Consider the following 3,336-nt stretch of genomic DNA (forward strand, 5'->3'; position numbering starts at 1 on the left):
GGCGACCTGGCCCTTGTACTCCGGCTTGAGCAGGTCGGCGACGCCGCCGCCCGCGCGTACGGCGGCCAGTTCCTCGGCCCGCTCATCGAGCTGTGCCACCGCGCCGCCGGAGCCTCGGGCAAGCGGTTCCCGGCCCCCTGACCCGGCCCGGCCCGGCACCGGGCGGGGTCGAGAGGTTGTGTCCGGTCAACGCCCAAGAGCCAGCCGGACCGTCACGGCCGCCGTGGCGAGGAGTCCGAGGCCGGGAGCGATCCGGCACGGTCTCAGCAACGGTGCCGCTGCGGCGCGTTCCCCCCTCCCGTACGGCCGAGGGCCGGGACGGGCCCGGCAGACAGCGGACCGGAGCGCGGCACTCCCGGGAGCTGGTCACGGAAGCGCGGCGGGCGGACGCCATGGGCGGGACCGCGCCGCAGGGCGCGGTCCCGAGCGCGCAACGCCCCTGTGGAGGAACGGAGTTCGCTCCGGGATCCCGGGCCGGGGAGGGAAGTGTGCCGGTCCGGTGACGGTGAGGGGTGGGGTGCGTGATCATCGCGTCCGGCCACTCGTCATAATCGTTCCGTCCGCGAATCTCCGCGGGCCGACCCGCCTGACCGGGCCCGTGCCCACCGGGTCGCGTTTCCCGTCCCCACCCCGGAACCCCGGAGGACCACATCGTGCGCCCCAACCGCGCCAAGGGCATGCTCGCCGCAGGGCTTGTCACCGTGCTCGGCGGCCTTCCCGCCGCCGCCACCTCGGCTTCGGCCGCCACCGCCGGCTCCACCGACGAGACGCCCGGGGTGCTGAGGGTCGACGCCGGTAACCAGGCGTGCTCCGACTCCGGGCCGGGAACGGCGGCCAAGCCGTTCTGCTCCGTCGACGCGGCCACCACGGCGGCGCTGCCCGGCCAGACGGTGGAGGTGCTCCGCACCCCGTACGGCGCCGACAGCGTGGTCACCAAGTCGGGTGAGCCCGGCAAGCCCATCACCGTCAAGGGTTCGGTGGGCCGCGACCTGCGGCTGTCCGGTGTGCACGACGTCATCGTGCGGTCGCTGAACGCCGGGGTGATCACGGTCACCGGCTCCAGCCGGGTCACCGTGGTCCGCGCCGACGTCTCCGGGATCAAGGTCACCGACTCGCCCGGGACGACCCTCACCAACAACACGGTGGCGGAGGGCTGCACGGTCGGCATCGAGCTGGCCGGCGACTCCTCCGGCTCGAACCTGTTCAACAACCTGGTGCGCAGCCACTTCTCGCCCGCCGCGCCCTACACCTGCCCCAAGCCGGACGGCGCGGAGATCGTGGTCTCCGCCCCGTCCGCGAAGGACACCCGGGCCGGCTCGAACACCGTCGCGCCGTACTGGACGAACTTCAGCAACGGCACCCCGTACCTCTGGGCGGGCACCCGGTACGAGACGCCCGAGGCGCTCCAGGCCGCGACCGACGGCCGGGCCGGCCGGCTCGACTACGTGCTGACGCGCTGGCAGGACGGCAACGCGGAGAACAGCGAGGTCGTCGACTCCGCCGACGAGACCGCGCCCGGCTTCGTGCCGGTCGCGCACCCGGCCGACGACCCGTCGCGGCCGAACCTCGGCACCGGTCTGGGCTACCACGACCGCGGGGCGATCGAGCGCCAGGAGCCGATATCCGTCGCCCAGTTGTCGGCCGACCAGCAGCAGGCGCCGTACGGCACCGAGATCACGCTGACGGCGACCACCGGCAACGACGACGGCCACTGGCCGACCTCGGTGATGAGCTACCGCTACGACTTCGGTGACGGCACCCCCGCGGTCACCTCCGGCTCCCGGGTCGTCAAGCACACCTACGCCTCGGCCGGCACCTACTACGCCAACGTCACCGTGGACACCGGCGCCGGCCAGCCGTTCACCGGCCGGTACGCCGTGCAGGTGCGGGCCACGTACCCCGGGCCGCTGACCGCCCGCGCCACCGTCCAGCAGGTCGTCCCGGACCAGTTCGACACCGCCGACGCCCCGCCGCTGGGCGTGCGGGTCGACCCGTCGGGCACCTCCTCGCCGTGGCAGGTCGCCAAGGTCGTGGTGGACTACGGCGACGGGACCCCCGCCGTCACCCGCACCACCCTGGACGCGGACGTCCACGGCTACACCTCGCCGGGCGACTACACCGTCACGGTGACGGTCACCGACACCGCCGGCCACACCAGCACCGCCGCGTACCCCTTCCGGGCCGCGTACGCGCCGACCGGGTTCCTGCGCACCGAGCCGTACCGGCTCGTCGACACCCGCGAGGACCCGAAGCTCGACCTCAAGGGCGGCGCCGAGGTGCCCTTCGCGATCCCGACCGGCGCCGAGACCGGGCCGAACGGCGTGCCGGGGAACGTCACCACCGTCGTCCTGAACGTGACCGTCACGGACGCCACCGAGGACACCCACCTCACCGTCTGGCCGACCGGGCAGGCCCGCCCGATCACCTCGAACGTGAACGTGGCGGCCGGCCGCACCTCGTCCAACATGGTCACCGTGCCGATCGGTGACGCCAAGCGGATCAGCACCCTGCTCAACTCCGGCCGCGCCGAGGTGATCGTCGACGTCGTCGGCTTCTACCGCCCCAACGGCGGCCACCTGTTCACCCCGCTGGCGCCGAGCCGGCTGGTGGACACCCGGGAGAGCGGCAAGCTCGGTTCGGGCGAGACCCGCGCGGTGAAGGTCGCGGGCGTCGGCGGCGTTCCGGCGGACGCCACCTCCGTGGTGATGAACCTGACCAGCACCGACACCACCGCCGACAGCCACCTCAAGGTGTACCCGGGCGGCGGGACCAAGCCGGTCAGCTCCAACCTGAACCCGGAGCCCGGCAAGGACAAGTCCAACCAGGTCATCGTCCCGGTCGGCCCGGACGGCACCGTCAACGTGTACAACCACAACGGGTCCACCCACGTCATCCTGGACGTCTTCGGGTACTACGCCCCCAACGGCCAGGCCAAGTTCACGCCGACCGTGCCGGTGCGCCTGGCCGACACCCGCACCGGGGCGTTCGCCAAGCCGGGCCCGGACAGCACCACCGTCGTCGGCGGCATCCCGGCCGGCGCCCGGGCGGCCGTCCTCAACGTGACGTCCACCAACACCACCGGGGACAGCTACCTCACCGTGCACGCCCACGGCACCCCGCGCCCCGGCACCAGCAACCTCAACGTGCTGGCCGGCCAGACCGTGCCCAACCACGTGACCACGCCGGTCAGTTCGGACGGCAAGGTGGACATCTACAACCATCTCGGCAGCACCGACATCATCGCCGACCTGTTCGGCTACTACACGGACGCCTGGCCGAAGTCCTGACCCCGGCGCTCCCGCGCGGCGGCGGCCCGCACCCTGCCTCGGGTGCGGG

The 3,336-nt window shown here is 73.1% G+C and carries 1 protein-coding gene; it reads left to right on the plus strand.

Translation table 11 applies throughout. The features are described 5' to 3' along the window. The first annotated feature begins 653 nt into the window (after positions 1-653). A complete protein-coding gene (locus AB0E96_RS39850; RefSeq protein ID WP_359831570.1) occupies positions 654-3,287 on the plus strand; it encodes a PKD domain-containing protein in 2,634 nt (877 codons plus the stop codon). Positions 3,288-3,336: the final 49 nt, after the last annotated feature.

This window comes from Kitasatospora sp. NPDC036755 (genome assembly GCF_040636595.1).
Taxonomy (GTDB): Bacteria; Actinomycetota; Actinomycetes; order Streptomycetales; family Streptomycetaceae; genus Kitasatospora.